Consider the following 15,402-nt stretch of genomic DNA (forward strand, 5'->3'; position numbering starts at 1 on the left):
CCGCCTGCCCGTCCGTCGGTGGTCCGGCTTCCCGGGCGGGGGCTCCTTCGCTCTCGCTTCTCTTCATTTCTTCCTCTCCGGAAATAAACAAGGAGTCGTCATGTCCACTGCCACCCGCACCGCCCTCACCGTCACCAGGATCGGCGGCCGGATCGGGGCCGAGATCGGCGGGGTCCGGCTCGGCGGCGAGCTCGAGGCCGACGTCGTCGCCGGGATCCGGGCGGCGCTGCTCGCCCACAAGGTCGTCTTCTTCCGCGGTCAGGACCACCTCGACGCAGACTCGCACGAGGCCTTCGCCCAGCTGCTCGGCGCGCCCGTCGCGCACCCCACCGTGCCCTCCGCCGACGGGCGTTACGCGCTCGGCATCGACTCCCACCACGGGGCCCGCGCCAACCAGTGGCACACGGACGTCACCTTCGTCCCCGCCTACCCCGCCTTCTCCATCCTGCGCGCCGTCACCGTCCCGCCGTACGGGGGCAACACCCTGTGGGCCAACACGGCCACGGCCTACGCCGGCCTGCCCGAGCCGCTGCGCACGCTCGCCGACAGCCTGCGGGCCGTGCACTCCAACGAGTACGACTACGCGGCCCTGAAGCCCGACGCCCTTCCCGAGGCGCTCGCCCAGTACCGCGAGGTGTTCACCTCCACCAAGTTCCTCACCGAGCACCCGGTGGTCCGCGTCCACCCCGAGACCGGCGAACGCACCCTGCTGCTCGGCAACTTCGTCCAGCGGATCAACGGTCTCACCGGCCGCGACTCACGCCTCCTCCAGGAACTCTTCCAGGCCCACATCGAGCTCCCCGAGAACACCGTCCGCTGGCAGTGGCAGGCCGGTGACGTCGCGATCTGGGACAACCGCGCCACCCAGCACTACGGGGTCGACGACTCCGACGACCACGAGCGCACCCTGCGCCGCGTGACGGTCGACGGCGACGTCCCGGTCGGGCCGGACGGGGTACCGTCCCGGCTGATCAGCCCCGAGGCCGTGCCGGACCCGGCCTTCGGCATCGCCTCCGGAGCCTCCACCTCCACCTCCACCTCCACCTCCGCCCCCGCCACCTCGGCCTGACCCCGCCCGACCGCCCCGCCCCCGCCCGCCAGCCAAGGAGCGCTCCGTGCCCAAGCTGCTCGCCCTCACCGGCAGCCCGTCCCTCCACTCCCGTACCGACGTGGTCGCCGATCACGTGTTGCGCCGCCTGAACCACGCCGGGTTCGAGACCGCCCACCTCGCCGTGCGGGAGCTACCCGCCGCCGATCTGCTCGCCGCCCGCCGCGGTGAGCCGGAGATCCGCCGGGCCCTAGAAGCCGTCGCCGAAGCCGACGGGATCGTCATCGCGACACCCGTCTACAAGGCCTCGTACACCGGGCTGCTCAAGGCCTTCCTCGACCTGCTCCCGCAGGACGGGCTGGCCGGGAAGACGGTCCTGCCGCTGGCCACCGGCGGCAGTGTGGCCCACGTCCTGACCATCGACTACGCCCTGCGCCCGGTCCTCGCCGCGCTCGGCGCCCGGCACGTGACCGCCGGCCGCTTCGTCCTGGACACCTCCGTCGAGCGCGGGGCCGGCCCGGACCGGCTGCGGCCCGAGGCGGAGCTCGACCTCTTCCAGGCCGTCGACGAGTTCGCCGAGGCCCTGCGCGCGGCCGAGACCGCCGCACTCGCCACCGCGCACTGACCTTCGTCAGCAGCCGGTCCCCACCGAGCGCGCCCCGCCCGGGCAGATCGCCGGACCTGCCTGACCTTCTGACCCGCCCGACCCGGATCGACAAGGAATCGCCATGCCCGCAGCCTTCACCACCACACGTACCTCCCGACGCCAGTTCCTCACCCTGCTCGGCATCTCGGCGGCCGCGGTGAGCTGCGGGACGGCGACCGCCACAGGCGCCCGCGGCGGCCAGGTCACCTCCCTGAAGTACCAGGGCAACGTCGGCTCGGTCACGCTCCCCGAGCTCGCCGCCGACCTCGGCTACCTCGGCGACGTGACCCTGGACTGGGTCGGCAACACCATCAGCGGCCCCCAGGACATCCAGTCCGCGGCCACGGGCCAGACCCACTTCGGCGGCGCCTTCAACGGCGCGATCGTCAAACTCGCTTCGAGCAAGGCCCAGATACAGGCCGTCACCTCCTACTACGGCTCCGACAAGAACACCTACCTCGGCTACTACGTCTTGGACGACAGCCCGATCCGCTCCGCCCGCGACCTGATCGGCAAGAAGGTCGGCATGAACACCCTGGGCGCCCACGCCCAGGCCCTGCTCGACATCTACCTGGAGCGCAACGGCGTGCCCAAGGCCGACGCGGCCAAGGTCGAGTCCCTCGTCGTACCGCCCGTCAACACCAAACAGGCGCTGAGACAGAAGCAGATCGAGGTCGGCGTCCTCAGCGGCGTGCTGCGCGACAAGGCCCTGGCCGCGGGCGGCATCCGGCCGCTGTTCAAGGACTTCGAGCTGCTCGGCGCGTTCAGCGCCGGCTCCTACGTGATGACGCGGAAGTTCATCAAAGAGAACCCGGACACTGTCCGCACTTTCACCACCGGCGTGGCCAAGGCCATCGAATGGTCCCGCGCCACCCCGCGGGAGGAGGTCGTCGCGCGGTTCACGGAGATCGTCAAGAAGCGCGGCCGCAACGAGGACACGTCGACCCTGAAGTACTGGCGCTCCTACGGAGTCGCCGAGCCGGGGGGCCGGATCGCGGACAAGGAGTTCCAGCTGTGGATCGACTGGCTGGGCGAGCGCGGGGAGATCAAGAAGGGCCGGCTCAAGGCGGCCGACCTCTACACCAACGAGTTCAACGGATACGGGAAGGGCTGACCGGCGCCATGGCGAAGATCGTGTTCGAGTCCGTGACGAAGACCTTCCCTACGAAGGACAAGAAGAACGAGTTCACCGCCCTCGACGGGATCGACCTGGAGATCGGGTCGGGGGAGTTCGTGGTCGTCGTGGGCCCCAGCGGCTGCGGCAAGTCCACCCTCCTGGACCTGCTCGGCGGCCTGACCCCTCCCACCTCCGGCCGGATCCTGCTCGACGGCAAACCGGTCACCGGGCCGGGGCTCGACCGGGGCATCGTCTTCCAGCAGTACGCGTTGCTGCCGTGGCGCACCGCGCTGGGTAACATCGAGTTCGGCCTGGAGGCCACCGGCGTCCCGCGCCGCCAACGAGCCTCGAAAGCGCGCGAGTTCCTGGACCTCGTCGGGCTCACCGGGTTCGAGGACCGGCACCCGCACGAGCTGTCCGGCGGCATGCGCCAGCGGGTCGCCATCGCGCGCTCGCTCGCGTACGACCCGGACGTGCTGCTGATGGACGAGCCGTTCGCCGCACTCGACGCGCAGACCCGCGAGTCCCTCCAGGACGAACTGCGCCGGATCTGGCAGCGCACCGGCAAGACGGTCGTGTTCATCACGCACGGCATCGAGGAGGCCGTGTACCTCGGGCAGCGGGTGGCCGTCATCACCTCCCGTCCCGGCCGGATCAAGGAGATCGTCCCGGTGTCCTTCGGCGACCGGGCCACCGGGGGCACCGGTGAAGACCTGCGCTCCAGCCCGGAGTTCGCCCGCTACCGCCACGAGATCTGGACCCTGCTCCACGACGAGGTGGCCCGCGCCCAGCAACAGGAGAAGGAGGAGGTCGCCGTATGAGCACCACGGTCGAGGTGGAGGTCGAAGTGGAGGCGACGGCGGTACGGTCCCTCGCGCCCCCGGAGATACGGGCCCCCGCGCGGACTCCCGTACGGCTGCCGGCCGCGGGCCTGGCGCTGCGCGTCCTGCGGGGGCTGCGCGCGGTGGCGCTGCGCTCGGCGGCGATCTTCGCGCTGTTGGCGCTGTGGGAGACGGCGCCGCGGCTGGGACTGGTCGACGCGACGTTCCTGCCGCCGGTGAGCGAGGTGGCCAAGGCCTGGTGGGAGCTGCTGGGCAACGGACAGCTCGCCGAGCACAGCAAGGCCAGCCTGGCCCGCTCCTTCGGCGGATTCGGCATCGCCGTGGTCGTGGCGGTCCCGCTCGGCCTGCTGATCGGCTGGTACCGGCCGGTGGCGGTCCTGCTCGGGCCGCTGCTGGAGGTGTTCCGCAACACGGCGGCGCTCGCGCTGCTGCCGGTGTTCGTCCTGCTGCTGGGCATCGGGGAGACCTCGAAGGTCTCGATCGTCGTGTACGCCTGCGTCTGGCCGATCCTGCTGAACACCATCAGCGCCGTGGGCAACGCCGATCCGACGCTGGTGAAACTGGCGCGCTCGATGGACCTGCCGACGCCGAAGCTGTTCCAGAAGGTGATCCTGCCGGCGTCGGTTCCGGTCATCTTCACGGGCATCCGGCTGGCGGGGGCCGTCTCCATCCTGGTTCTGGTCGCGGCCGAGATGATCGGTGCGAAGGCGGGCCTCGGCTACCTGATCAATGCCTCGCAGTTCAACTTCGCGATCCCGCAGATGTACGCGGGCATCGTCACGATCTCCGCGATCGGCCTCGCCTTCAACCAGATCCTCGTCGCGATCGAACGCCGGCTGAGCGTCTGGCGCGTTCCGTCCTGAGGATCGGTCGGCCCTCATCCTGCGCGGCCCTGATCTCCCCGGCGATGAGGCCCGGCCCCCGAGGCTCCTGGCCGCCCGCCCTGCCCCGGGTCGCCCCCCTGCTCCGCTCCACCCTGCCCACCCCACGGGCGTGTCCCCGCCGCCCGTATCCCACCGAGGACAAGACATGACCGCACCCCGGACCCTCCACCTCAACGCCTTCCTCATGAACGCCGGTCACCACGACGCCGCCTGGCGCCACCCCGCGAGCAGTCCCGAGCGGATCACCGATCTGCGCTACTTCCAGGAACTGGCCCGTACCGCCGAGCGCGGACGGCTCGACTCGATCTTCTTCGCCGACGGGGTCGCCCTCTGGGGCAAGGCCCGCTACAACGCCGTCGGCGGCTTCGAGCCGCTCACCCTGCTGTCCGCGATCGCCGCCGTCACCGAGCACATCGGGCTCATCGCCACCGTCTCCACCACCTTCAACGAGCCCTACAACACGGCCCGGAAGTTCGCCTCCCTCGACCACATCAGCGGCGGCCGCGCCGGCTGGAACATCGTCACCTCCGGCAGCGTCGACGAGGCCCGCAACTTCAACCGGGACGAGCACCTGGAGCACGGCCTGCGCTACGACCGGGCCCGCGAGTTCCTCGACGTGGCCACCAAGCTCTGGGACAGCTGGGAGGACGACGCGATCGTCCTCGACAAGGAGCGCGGCATCTACGCCGACACCGACAAGCTCCACCCCGCCGCACACCGCGGCGAGTACTTCGGCGTCGCCGGACCGCTCAACGTGCCCCGCTCCCCGCAGGGCCATCCGCTGCTCGTCCAGGCCGGGTCCTCCGAGGACGGCAAGGAGTTCGCCGCCCAGTACGCCGAGGCCGTCTTCACTGCCCAGCAGACCCTCGCCGACGGCCAGACCTTCTACAAGGACCTCAAGTCCGGCCTCGCCAAGTACGGCCGCTCCGAGGACGAGCTGCTCGTCCTGCCCGGCATCGCCCCCGTCATCGGTTCCACCGAGGCCGAGGCCAGGGCCCTGGAGCAGCAGCTCACCGAGCTCCAGATCCCGGAGTACGGCCTCGCGCAGCTCTCCAACATGCTGGGTGTGGACCTCACCGGGCTGCCGCTCGACGGCGGGCTGCCCGAGCTGCCCGAGGAGCGGGACATCAACGGCAACAAGAGCCGCTTCACGCTCGTCGCCGAGCTCGCCCGCCGCGAAGGCCTCACCCTGCGCGAGCTGATCGCCCGACTGGGCGCGGGCCGCGGACACCGCGTCTTCGCGGGGACGCCCGAGCAGATCGCCGACCAGCTGGAGGAGTGGTTCACCCAGGGAGCCGCCGACGGCTTCAACATCATGGCTCCCGTGCTCCCCACCGGTCTCACCGACTTCGTCGACCAGGTCGTGCCGATCCTGCAGCGGCGCGGGCTCTTCCGTACCGAGTACACCGGCCGGACCCTGCGCGACAACTACGGACTGGCGCGCCCCGCCAACCGCTACGCCGCCGCCGGAGCCGGCGCGTGAGCGACTGAACCGATGCGGTGCCTGATGCCCACCTGCGTAGCCTTCCCGCAGGTGGGCACAGTCGTGACTCAGCGCTGACTGCCCTCATCATGGGCCGCATCAGCGCGTCGAGGTCGGCACACCTCCAGCTGGCAGGACGAACTGCGCTACCCACTCGGCGCGGTGGGACGACCAAGACCTGACCGGTGAACGGGTCGCCTCAGGTTGGCACTGTCGACCTGGCGGGCCGGGTCGACAGTGCCAACCGGGAGGCATTCACGATGACCCCGATCCTCGTCACGGGCGGGCACTCCGGCATTGGCCTCGCCGGGAAGGGCATCGGCATCAGGTTGGCGGGCCGCGGCGTGGAGCACATGCAGCCGGTCGCGGACGAGCCGCGTGCGGAGGGCGAGTCCGCCGCCTCCCTGCGCGCAGTCACCGCCCGGCAGGCTCAGGAGGCCGGGCGCTGCGGGGAGCTGGCCACGCCCGTCTGCCGGCCGCTGAGTGCGGCGTCCAGGGTTTCCTGGGCGGTGCGCATCGCTTGGGCGTACTTCGGTTCGGACATGCGCTGCCAGGCAAGGTCCGGCGCGACGTCTTCGATCCGGCTCGTCACCCACCAGATGTTGCCGAACGGGTCCCGCACCCTGCCGCCGCGATCCCCCCACGCGCTGTCGGCGACCTCGGTGATCACCTGCGCGCCGTGGCTGACGGCGGCGGCCATGGCGGCGTCCGCGTCCGGGACGTAGATCCGCAAGAGCGAGGGCATGGCCGGCCAGTCGGGCCGCCGGTCGAAGGCCAGGACGACGGTGTCGCCGACTTGGATCTCGCCGTGGCCGATGGTGCCGTCGTCTACGGACACCCGTGCGATTTCCTCCCCGGCGAACGCGAGGGTGATGAAGTCGAGCAGGGCGCCGGTGTCGTCGGTGACCACCCATGGCGCAACGCTGGTGTAGCCCTCGGGTGCAGTGCGGTTCATCGGTCTCGTCCTCCCGTGGTCCTTGTGATGGGGCGACACTAGGGCGCAAGTAGGACAGTTCTGGTCCTAGTTGCGGCAGCGTCGCTCGGCCGGCGCACGGAGTTCGGCCCGGGGTAGGCGCCCCCAGAACGCCATGCTGACTATGAAATCGCAATGACTACGGAAATCAATTGAGTAGCACTATGCTTGCCTCATGACGACGAATGGATCTGTGCCGGGCAGGCGTGAACGCAAGAAGGCGGCGACCCGCAGAGCTCTCTCGGATGCGGCGCTGGAGCTGTTCCTGGCGCGCGGCTACGACAAGGTGAAGATCGCCGAGATCGCGGAAGCCGCGGACACGGCGGTCACGACGCTCTTCGCGCACTTCCCCGCCGGCAAGGAAGCCCTGATCCTCGACGACAGCGGAGAACGGGAGGCGTCCTTGTCGGCCGCGGTCCGCGACCGGCCCGACGGGATCACCGCCCTGGACGCCCTGCACGACTTCTTCGGAGGCCGGGCCCCCTTCGCCGACGACCTTCCCGAAGAGTTCCAGCGCCGCATGGACCTGGTGATGAGCACACCGGCCCTGCGTGACTACGCGCGCCAGGTCTGGATCGCCTGCCAGGGCAGCCTCGCCGGACTGCTCGCCGAGGCCGCGGGCCGCACGGAACCCGACGACTCCCTGTATGTCCTGGCCCGCTACGTCCTTGAGACCCCGGACCTCGCCTCCACCCGGCCCGACCGCAAAGCCGCCCTCTCCGAAGCGTTCACCCGCCTCAAGCAGGCCTGGCCCGGCCTTTGACCACCCCCCGCCGGTGTCCTTCTTTCCACCATTCCCAGCGAGTTCTGCCATGTCCTGGAACGTCCATCGCCTACCGACTGCCTACGGCCTGAACGTCCTGGTGACCGGCGGCAACGCCGGGATCAGGTACTTCGTCGCCGAGCAACTGGCTTCAGCCGGAGCCCTGGTGGTCCTGGGCAGCCGTGACCCCGCCAAGGCCGCGGCCGCCAGTGCCGCGATGGGCGCCCGGGTCACTATGGGCAGCTTCGCCGCCCGCTCCGAGCGCCTCGACCTGGACGATCTCCAGTCCCACCGCGACTACGACCCGAAGCGGACGTACGGTCGCTCCAAGCTGGCACAGATGTGCTCCTCCAGGGCAAGGACGCCGGTGCCTGGTCCGCGGTCCGCGCCGCCCTCGGTCCCGAAGTCGGCGGCGGTACGCTCCTGGGTCCTCGGATGTTCGGCCTGCGCGGCGAACCCCGCATCGAGCAGCCCCACGCACACGTGACCGACCCCGGGACGGCTGCCCACCTGCGGTCCGCGAGCGTCCGGCTCACCGGCGTCGACCCCGGCGCCGCGTCCTGAGAGCCACTGGAGCGAAACGCTTCGGCGATACGTCCGTGCGCCACCGGGGCCCGCGTCGTCCCGACGCGGGCGGACCGGTGGGGCGATCGGACCGTCAGGACGATCTTGCCGCGGGTGCGGCCGGTGGCGCTCAGGTCCCAGGCCTCGCCGCCTCGGCGAGCGGGAGCGCGTGCTCCACGTTGACCGTGAGCCCGCCCTTGCCCGCGAGTTCGGCCAGGAAGGTCAGGTCGCCGGTGTCCGGGCGGACCCATGGCTGGTGGGCGCCCTGGGCGGCTGCGGTGGGGTCGGCTATGGAAACCACCCGGTGGCCGTCCTTGATCAGGGACTGCAGGGCCGGGATGACGTCGTCGCCGAAGAAGTCCAGGGCGGCGTCCACCCCTTCGGGCGCCAGTTCGCGGACCCGGTCGGCGAAGCCCTCGCCGTACAGGACGGGTTCGGCGCCGAGTGAGCGCAGAGATTCGAGTCCTCTTTTTCCGAAATCACCCGTTAGTGGGGGCCTGCTCAGGCGGGGAGGGTGTTGTGGTGCGAGCGGCGGCGGGCCGCGCTGAACAGGGCCTGGATCTGCGCCCCGGACTGCTCGACGTCGTCGAGCGGGGAGGGGAAGGGGATCCGTACGTCGCGGTGGCCGCGCCGCTCCTCCAGGCGCAGGGTGATCCCGTACCGGTCCAGGGCGACGGGTATTGCGCGCAGGACCGCGGACTCGGCCCCCGCGCCCGTCGGCGGCTGCGGCCGGACCAGGCGCAGGAGGAGGGTGACGAGTTCGGCGTGGTCGTCGAGGAGATGGGTGAGCATGCCGGCCTCGTAGGGGGCGAGCGGGTCGGGGCGGGCCGCGTCCAGCTCCTCGAGGCCGACGTACGAGCGGGCGCCGTCGGCGGTCTCCAGGACGGCTTGGCCGAACTCCACGCAGGTGGAGTCGGAGCTCTCGTCGGCGTAGGGCGTGAGCAGGTGTCCGACGAGGGTGACGCGGGCGCGCACGCGGTCCCGTACGGGGGTGGGCGCGATGTCTGTGAACTCCATCCGGATCGCGGGGCGGTGCTCGGCGCAGCCGGCCGGCGCGGCGGGGTGCAGGTGCAGTCGGCCGAGAGGGTCGGCGCCGTCGAGGTGGCGGACCTCCGTGCGCCGGCCGCCGGTGACGACGGTCATGGAGTGGGAGGCGGCCAGGACGGACCGGACCCGCTCGGCGTCGGTGGGCAGCGGCATGGGCAGGTGCATGTGGATCTCCGGCGTCCCGAGTGGCGAGATGGCGTGTACTTAGGTATGCCTAACCTAACCCATCTGCTGGGCGGGAGATAGTCGGCGGACGCGGGTCAGGTGCCTCGTGTCGGTGTTGGGCTGAACGGGTGAAACGCGAGAGGATGGGGGGATGCACATGAAGCGCAAGGCCGAGGCGGCCTGGTGAGCAGGTACGACGTCACCGACGAACAGTGGGAGGGGCTCGCGCAGGTGGTCCCCCTGCGGAGCCGCAACGAGTGGCCCTCCCGGGTGGATCACCGCACGATCCCCACGGTTCCGGGGGCGTCCGCGGCGGAGCAGCGCCGCTTCGTGGTGATCAGGGTCCAGGTCTTCGCGGACGCGCGGGAGGTGGCGGAGTACCTGATCGCACAGATCCCGGTACTGCTCGACCTCACGGGCGCGGACGGCGAAGTGGCCAAGCGCATCCTGGACTTCAGCAGCGGCGTGGTCTTCGGGCTGGGCAGCGGGATGCACCGGGTCGACCGGAACGTCTTCCTGCTGGCGCCCGTCGGGACCGAGGTGGAGGGGATCGCGGCCGCGGCCGTCCCCCGATCGTAGGAAGGTCCCGCGGGCGGAACGGTTCGCCGGACCCACGGGGGGTCCGGCGGGCCGTACCGTCCCGCGCATGACTTCCCGCCTCGCCGTTCCCGCGACCGCCTCCGCGGTTCCCGCGGTGGCTTCTGCCGCCTCGGGCGTTCCCGTCGTGCCCGCCGCCGTACTCGCCGCCCCCGCGGGTCCGGGGTTAGCCGCCGCCCGGGTCCCGGCTCCGGCCGCGGCTCCGCAGCCGTCCGTGGTCGCCGTCGCAGGGGTGCATCTGCGTCCGGCCGTCACCGAGTTGCGGCTCTCCGCCTACGGCGCGCACCGCGGGGCCCGGTTCGCACTCGGCCCCGTCACCCTCTTCGCCGGGCCCAGCGGGAGCGGCAAGTCCCAGGTGCTGGAGGCTTACGGGGCGCTGGCCGCCCTGGCCTCCGGGGCCACCCTGGACGAGGTGTTCCCGGACCCGCGGGCCCGCATCCCCGACCGGGCGGCCCCCGACGCCGAGCAGCGGCGGGGGTTTCGCATCGGCTGTACGGTCGACGGCCCCGCCGGTCCGGTCCGGCTCGACCTCGCCGTCCAGGCGGAGCCCGCGCTGCGCATCGTCGGTGAACGTCTCTCGGTGGACGGGCAGGTCCTCCTCGCCACCGCGCTGCGCGATCCCGGTCGGCGGTCCGTCCAGGCCGCCTGGCTGACGGGCGGGGCCACCGGGGTCACCCGGGCCCCGCTGCCCGACGACCGGCTCGGTACCGCCCTGCTCCCGCTGCGCGTGGCCGGGTCCACCGAGGGGCAGCGGCAGGTCCTGGCCGCCGCCGAGCAAGTGGTCGTCGCGCTGCGCTCGGTGTTCCCCTGCGACCCCCGCCCGGAGCGGATGCGGGAGCCGGTCGCGCAGGGGGAGGGGCGGCTGCTGGCCGACTGCGGCAACCTGGCTGATGTGCTGCGCCGGACCCGCCTGGAGTGCGGCACCCGGTACGGACTGCTGACCGCGGCCGCCCGTACCGGCTGCGCCGGCTGGGTGGCCGGACTGGACGTACGGGCCCCCGAGGGCGGCCCGGTCACGGGCCTGCTGGACCGCGGCCCCGAGAGGCCGCCCACCGAGCTGTCCCGGCTGGGCGCGGGCGAACTCCGCTTCCTCGCTTTGGCGTTGGTGCTGCTGACCGGGCCGGGGGTGCTGGACGTGGACCCGGCGGCCGAACTGCTGTCCGCGCGGCAGACGCTGACGGTCCTCGCGGACGGCTTCGACCGGGACCTGGACGCCCGGCAGGGCGCCGAACTGCTACGGCTGGCCGTACTGGCCTGCGGGCGCGGGCAGGTCAGACTGGCGGCCTCGGCGGGCGAGCCCTGCGCGACGGCCGCACGGGGGCTCGCCGGCGTCACGGTGGTAGACCTGGGCGCATGAGCGAAGAGAACCGGGAAGAGAAGGGGGCCGGCGAGCGGATCGACCGGCTCCAGCGGCGGCTGGCCGAGTTCGCTGCGGCGCGCGGGTGGGAGCCGTTCCACACGCCCAAGAACCTTGCCGTGGCGCTGAGTGTCGAGGCGGCCGAACTCGTCGAAATCTTCCAGTGGCTGACACCGGAACAGTCCGCGAAGGTCATGGAGAAGCCGGAAACCGCACACAGAGTGGCCGATGAGGTGGCTGATGTGCTCGCCTATCTGCTGCAGTTCTGTGAGGTTCTCGGGGTCGATGTGCTGGATGCGCTCGCCGCGAAGATCGAGCGGAACGAGCTGCGGTTCCCGGTCCCGGGTGCTTTGGGGGTAGACCGTCACTCTTCGGAGTGATGGCGTTATCCACAACCATGTTTGTGTCCACAATTTCCGAATACCCCTGGCTTTACCGGCCCGTTGCCCTCACTCTGGGTAGTGGAGAGAACGGCAAGATGTCGTGCGGACGGGGGACGGCATATGGACGCGGTACGGCTCATCGCAGCCGGCCGGCACGCGCTGGCGCAGAGCGGGGCTGCTTGGGACATCGTGGGCGAGGCCTGGCAGGCACAGGCCCTCGCGCAGGGAGTGGGGAGCTGGCTGGCGGTCACCGGGCCGCCGGAGCTCAGATCGGAGGCACGGGGGCTGGGTGAAGCGGGGGGCAGAGGCTGCGGGGTACTCGACCGGGCGGCTCTGCGCGGAGAGGGCTACGCACCCGACCTCCCGCCCCGGGCGGCGCAGTTAACCGAGGTGACGGACGCGCGGCAGGCGCTGCTCGGGCTCCAGGCTCTGCTCGGTGAAGTGGGCATAGCGCTGGTCGGGGTGGCCTGTGGGACGGACGACGAGGGTCTGTACTGGCAGTGCATAGAGTCGATAGACGCGGCCGACGAGTCGAGCGACCGGGTCCGGGCGATCCTGCGGCGGATGGCCGTACGGGAGCGGGGCTCCGCCTCCGGCGTGGCCTGACCCCGGAGGGGTTCGGGTGGGGTCCCGCCGCGCGCGACGGGACCCGGGCGGTCAGTAGGACCGGTGGGACGGGCGGTCTTCGCTCTCCGGGGCGCGGGCGCCCTGGGACAGCGCAGTGCCGGGGCTGCGGCCGGTGGAGGACTGGAGGTCGGCGTCGAGCTGTGAGAGGTCGGCGTTCAGCGCCGCCATCAGCTCTTCCATCTGCTGCAGCAGGCCCTTCGGTGCGCCGCCCTGGGCGGGTACCGCGGACTCCTGGCGTACGTGGTCGTGCGCTGCCTGCCCGGTCTGACAGTCCTGACGATGCTGCCAGGGGGGTTCCGGCGCGGACTCCTGGGACATGGCGGCCTCCTCGGCCCTGACCCTTCCGAGGCGGAAGGGTCGGCGGACGCCCCGGCGAGGCCGCCGGCGCGCGGGCCGGGCGGTCCGGCTCCGCCCGAGCAACGATCCCCCTCCGGGCTGGTCACTGGCGTGGGCGGCGGCGGACCGCCCGGTTGCCCAGATTCACCCGGCAGGGGTTTCAACTGCTGGCCCTCGAAGTCGGGTAAATGAGCTTAACCATGCATGAGTGAGTGTCGTTGTCAGGGCGTGAATCTGACGGAATGGGCGAAGGCGCAGGGTGTGCATCCGCAGACCGCGTATCGCTGGTTCCCTGAGGGGGCGTTGCCGGTACCGGCCCAGCGTGTCGGCCCGCGCACGATCCTGGTGAACATCGAAGCGGTCACGATCCCGGAGGCCGTTGGCGGCCTTGGCCTGTACGCCCGTGTGTCCTCCCATGATCAGAAGGCTGATCTGGAGCGTCAGGTCGCGCGGTTGTCAGGGTGGGCTGCGCAGGCCGGTCACCGGGTCGTCCGTGTGGAGGCGGAGATCGGTTCCGGCATGAACGGCGGCCGGTCCAAGGCGAAGCGGCTGCTGGCCGATCCAGGCGTGACGACAGTCGTGGTGGAGCACAAGGACCGGTTGGGTCGGATGAACGTGGAGCTGGTCGAGGCCGCGCTGTCCGCGCGGCGGGCCGTCGTCTGGTCATCCTGGACGGAGGCGAGGTCGAAGACGATCTCGTACGCGACATGGTGGAGGTGCTGACCTCCTTCTGTGCCCGGTTGTACGGGCGCCGCTCGGCGAAGGACCGTGCCCGTAAGGCTCTGGAAGCCGCGGCGGCCGATGGCTGAGCCGAAGAAGGTGCTGCGGGCCATCGGCCGGACGTTCGTCGCCGACGGGCCGTCGGGGGTCAGCATCCGCGACCGGCTCAAGGGCCTCACCGCCGAAGACGAAAAGCTGTTGCGTCTGGTCGGCGCGCACATGGGACGCCTGGCCTCTGTCGATCTGAAGGCACGGTGCGACGACGCTCTGAAGCACTCCACGGACACGGGGGCTCACCGCAAGCGTGAGCTGACGTCCGTATCGTCGTCTCGCTGGGCGGGATCGGTCACCACCAGCACCCATGACCAGTGGGGCCTGTCCCGTCGCGCACAGCACGCCCACCTGCAATCCCTTGACGCGAGCATCCGCATGCTCCGGCACCGCCTGTCCCTGCCGGTCGGGGAGAAGGGCAGCCGGGGCAAACCGGGCGGATACCGGTCCCGGCACGAATGGTTTACCAAGTCCCGCCGTCTGGCGTTCCTTGAGGACCGGTACGAGCGTGTACACACCGAGCGGGAAGCGGGCCGGGTGTCCGTGGTGCGCGGCGGCCGGAAGTTGCTCAACACCCGCCACAACCCAGCCGCCGCCCAACTGACCGATACGCAGTGGCAGGAACGCTGGGAAGCGGCGCGCTGGTTCCTCAACGCTGACGGGGAATCCGGCAAGCGCTACGGCAACGAAACGATCCGTGTCACCCCCGACGGGGAGGTGTCGGTCAAGCTTCCTGCCCCGCTCACCGGCCTGGCGAACGCGAAGCAGGCCGGTACATCCTCGCCGCCGGCGTCACATTCCCGCACCGGGGCGAGGAATGGCGCGATCGGACCGAAGCGAACCGAGCGGTGGCGTACCGCATCCACCTCGGCATCGCCTCCGGCCGCTGGTACCTGGACGCGTCCTGGACCCGCAAAGACCTTCCCGTCGTGCCGCTGGACACCCTGCGGGCCCATGGCGTGATCGGTGTGGACACCAACGCCGACCACCTCGCCGCGTGGCAACTCGACGCCCACGGCAACCCGGTGGGCGCACCACACCGCTTCGACTACGACCTGTCGGGCGCCGCCACCCACCGTGACGCGCAGCTCCGCCACGCTCTCACCCACCCGCTGCACTGGGCCAAAGCCACCGGCGCCCGCGCCATCGCGATCGAAGACCTCGACTTCACCGACTCCAAGTCCCGCGAGAAGCACGGCCGCAAGAAGCGATTCCGGCAGCTCATCTCTGGCATCCCCACAGGCAAGCTCCGCGCACGCCTGCTGAGCATGTGCGCGGAAGCCGGACTCGGCGTGATCGCCGTCGATCCCGCCTACACCAGCATGTGGGGCGCGCAGCACTGGCAGACCCCGCTGACCACCACAAGCCGCAAGACCAGCCGACACGCCGCCGCCTCGGTGGCCATCGGCAGGCGCTCCCTCGGACACCGGATCAGGCGACGGACGACACCGCCCCGCCAGCACCAGAGCGATGCTGGCGGGCATCGGACCGCCCAGGCCCGACCCGGCACCCGGGAGAGCGAGGGAAACCGCCCCCGCGTACCCGGACCACGGACACGATCCGATGGCGCCGGACGCGGCAGGAACGCGGTGGACCAGAACGCCCAAAACCGTTCGGGGCGTTCGGCCGAGCACGAGTTCTGGCACCAGGACTCACTCCCGCTCAGTCTCTGGTGCTGTGGCCGGGAAGGTTTGCCGGGTCGCGGTGTCCGGTGCGGTGCATCGCAAGGCGGAGGGCCGAGGCTCGTACTGGACGTACTTGCCCGGTCCGACAACGCCGCGAGGTGCCGTGCCGGGCGC

The 15,402-nt window shown here is 71.2% G+C and carries 16 protein-coding genes and 3 pseudogenes; 15 read left to right on the forward strand and 4 right to left on the reverse strand.

What is annotated here, in order from left to right; translation table 11 throughout:
- Window positions 1–100: 100 nt before the first annotated feature.
- From OTB20_RS26430 to OTB20_RS26455, 6 genes are all read left to right on the forward strand, one after another.
- Entirely contained in the window at window positions 101–1,069 is a 969-nt protein-coding gene (locus OTB20_RS26430) for a TauD/TfdA dioxygenase family protein (protein WP_267821135.1), read from the forward strand.
- A 46-nt stretch (window positions 1,070–1,115) separates the two neighbouring features.
- Window positions 1,116–1,673, forward strand: a complete 558-nt coding sequence (ssuE, locus tag OTB20_RS26435; protein ID WP_267821137.1) for an NADPH-dependent FMN reductase — start codon at window positions 1,116–1,118, stop codon at window positions 1,671–1,673.
- 103 nt (window positions 1,674–1,776) lie between these two features.
- Complete coding sequence (locus OTB20_RS26440) at window positions 1,777–2,808, forward strand: ABC transporter substrate-binding protein (RefSeq protein WP_267821139.1); 1,032 nt, start codon at window positions 1,777–1,779, stop codon at window positions 2,806–2,808.
- 8 nt (window positions 2,809–2,816) lie between these two features.
- On the forward strand, window positions 2,817–3,632 hold the full coding sequence (locus tag OTB20_RS26445; RefSeq protein WP_267821141.1) for an ABC transporter ATP-binding protein: 816 nt from the start codon (window positions 2,817–2,819) through the stop codon (window positions 3,630–3,632).
- Complete coding sequence (locus tag OTB20_RS26450) at window positions 3,629–4,516, forward strand: ABC transporter permease (RefSeq protein ID WP_267821142.1); 888 nt, start codon at window positions 3,629–3,631, stop codon at window positions 4,514–4,516. The genes OTB20_RS26445 and OTB20_RS26450 overlap by 4 nt, the downstream gene beginning before the upstream one ends.
- A gap of 166 nt (window positions 4,517–4,682) precedes the next feature.
- On the forward strand, window positions 4,683–6,020 hold the full coding sequence (locus tag OTB20_RS26455; RefSeq protein ID WP_267821144.1) for an LLM class flavin-dependent oxidoreductase: 1,338 nt from the start codon (window positions 4,683–4,685) through the stop codon (window positions 6,018–6,020).
- 430 nt (window positions 6,021–6,450) lie between these two features.
- On the opposite strand, the gene OTB20_RS26460 is transcribed toward OTB20_RS26455, so the two are convergent.
- Window positions 6,451–6,975 carry a VOC family protein gene (locus OTB20_RS26460; protein WP_267821146.1) on the reverse strand — a complete coding sequence of 175 codons (525 nt, stop codon included), beginning with the start codon at window positions 6,973–6,975 and terminating at the stop codon, window positions 6,451–6,453.
- A 193-nt stretch (window positions 6,976–7,168) separates the two neighbouring features.
- Here OTB20_RS26460 and OTB20_RS26465 point away from each other — a divergent pair, with 193 nt between their 5' ends.
- Together OTB20_RS26465 and OTB20_RS26470 are read left to right on the forward strand one after the other, a co-directional pair.
- Window positions 7,169–7,756, forward strand: coding sequence for a TetR/AcrR family transcriptional regulator (locus OTB20_RS26465; protein ID WP_267821148.1), 588 nt, complete (start codon window positions 7,169–7,171; stop codon window positions 7,754–7,756).
- Window positions 7,757–7,805: 49 nt separating this feature from the next.
- A pseudogene (locus OTB20_RS26470) lies at window positions 7,806–8,320 on the forward strand (hypothetical protein).
- A 130-nt stretch (window positions 8,321–8,450) separates the two neighbouring features.
- Here OTB20_RS26470 and OTB20_RS26475 read toward each other — a convergent pair.
- Window positions 8,451–8,621 carry a hypothetical protein gene (locus tag OTB20_RS26475; protein ID WP_267821149.1) on the reverse strand — a complete coding sequence of 57 codons (171 nt, stop codon included), beginning with the start codon at window positions 8,619–8,621 and terminating at the stop codon, window positions 8,451–8,453.
- A 3-nt stretch (window positions 8,622–8,624) separates the two neighbouring features.
- On the opposite strand from OTB20_RS26475, the gene OTB20_RS26480 reads away from it, so the two are divergent.
- Window positions 8,625–8,768, forward strand: a complete 144-nt coding sequence (locus tag OTB20_RS26480) for a hypothetical protein (protein ID WP_267821151.1) — start codon at window positions 8,625–8,627, stop codon at window positions 8,766–8,768.
- Window positions 8,769–8,821: 53 nt separating this feature from the next.
- Here the strand turns inward: OTB20_RS26480 and OTB20_RS26485 are convergent, their stop codons facing one another.
- Complete coding sequence (locus OTB20_RS26485) at window positions 8,822–9,532, reverse strand: DUF2470 domain-containing protein (RefSeq protein WP_267821153.1); 711 nt, start codon at window positions 9,530–9,532, stop codon at window positions 8,822–8,824.
- Between the two features lie 183 nt (window positions 9,533–9,715).
- Between OTB20_RS26485 and OTB20_RS26490 the strand changes: the two genes are divergently transcribed.
- The 4 genes from OTB20_RS26490 (at window position 9,716) to OTB20_RS26505 (ending at window position 12,475) form a co-directional block, all read left to right on the forward strand.
- Entirely contained in the window at window positions 9,716–10,111 is a 396-nt protein-coding gene (locus OTB20_RS26490) for a cell division protein SepF (protein WP_250742110.1), read from the forward strand.
- Window positions 10,112–10,178: 67 nt separating this feature from the next.
- Window positions 10,179–11,486 carry an ATP-binding protein gene (locus OTB20_RS26495; protein ID WP_267821155.1) on the forward strand — a complete coding sequence of 436 codons (1,308 nt, stop codon included), beginning with the start codon at window positions 10,179–10,181 and terminating at the stop codon, window positions 11,484–11,486.
- Window positions 11,483–11,866, forward strand: a complete 384-nt coding sequence (locus OTB20_RS26500) for a nucleotide pyrophosphohydrolase (protein WP_267821157.1) — start codon at window positions 11,483–11,485, stop codon at window positions 11,864–11,866. Before OTB20_RS26495 ends, OTB20_RS26500 begins: the two co-directional genes overlap by 4 nt.
- 123 nt (window positions 11,867–11,989) lie before the next feature.
- Window positions 11,990–12,475: a DUF6099 family protein gene (locus OTB20_RS26505; RefSeq protein ID WP_267756232.1), complete on the forward strand. Its 486-nt coding sequence runs from the start codon at window positions 11,990–11,992 to the stop codon at window positions 12,473–12,475.
- A gap of 51 nt (window positions 12,476–12,526) precedes the next feature.
- Here the strand turns inward: OTB20_RS26505 and OTB20_RS26510 are convergent, their stop codons facing one another.
- Window positions 12,527–12,814: a hypothetical protein gene (locus tag OTB20_RS26510; RefSeq protein WP_267821165.1), complete on the reverse strand. Its 288-nt coding sequence runs from the start codon at window positions 12,812–12,814 to the stop codon at window positions 12,527–12,529.
- A gap of 246 nt (window positions 12,815–13,060) precedes the next feature.
- Here OTB20_RS26510 and OTB20_RS26515 point away from each other — a divergent pair.
- Window positions 13,061–13,641: pseudogene (locus OTB20_RS26515) on the forward strand (IS607 family transposase).
- Window positions 13,634–15,261 (forward strand): annotated as a pseudogene (locus tag OTB20_RS26520) (IS200/IS605 family accessory protein TnpB-related protein); the annotation flags it as partial. The pseudogenes OTB20_RS26515 and OTB20_RS26520, both read left to right, overlap by 8 nt.
- Window positions 15,262–15,402: the final 141 nt, after the last annotated feature.

It is taken from the genome of Streptomyces sp. H27-H1 (assembly GCF_026627445.1).
GTDB lineage: Bacteria > Actinomycetota > Actinomycetes > Streptomycetales > Streptomycetaceae > Streptomyces.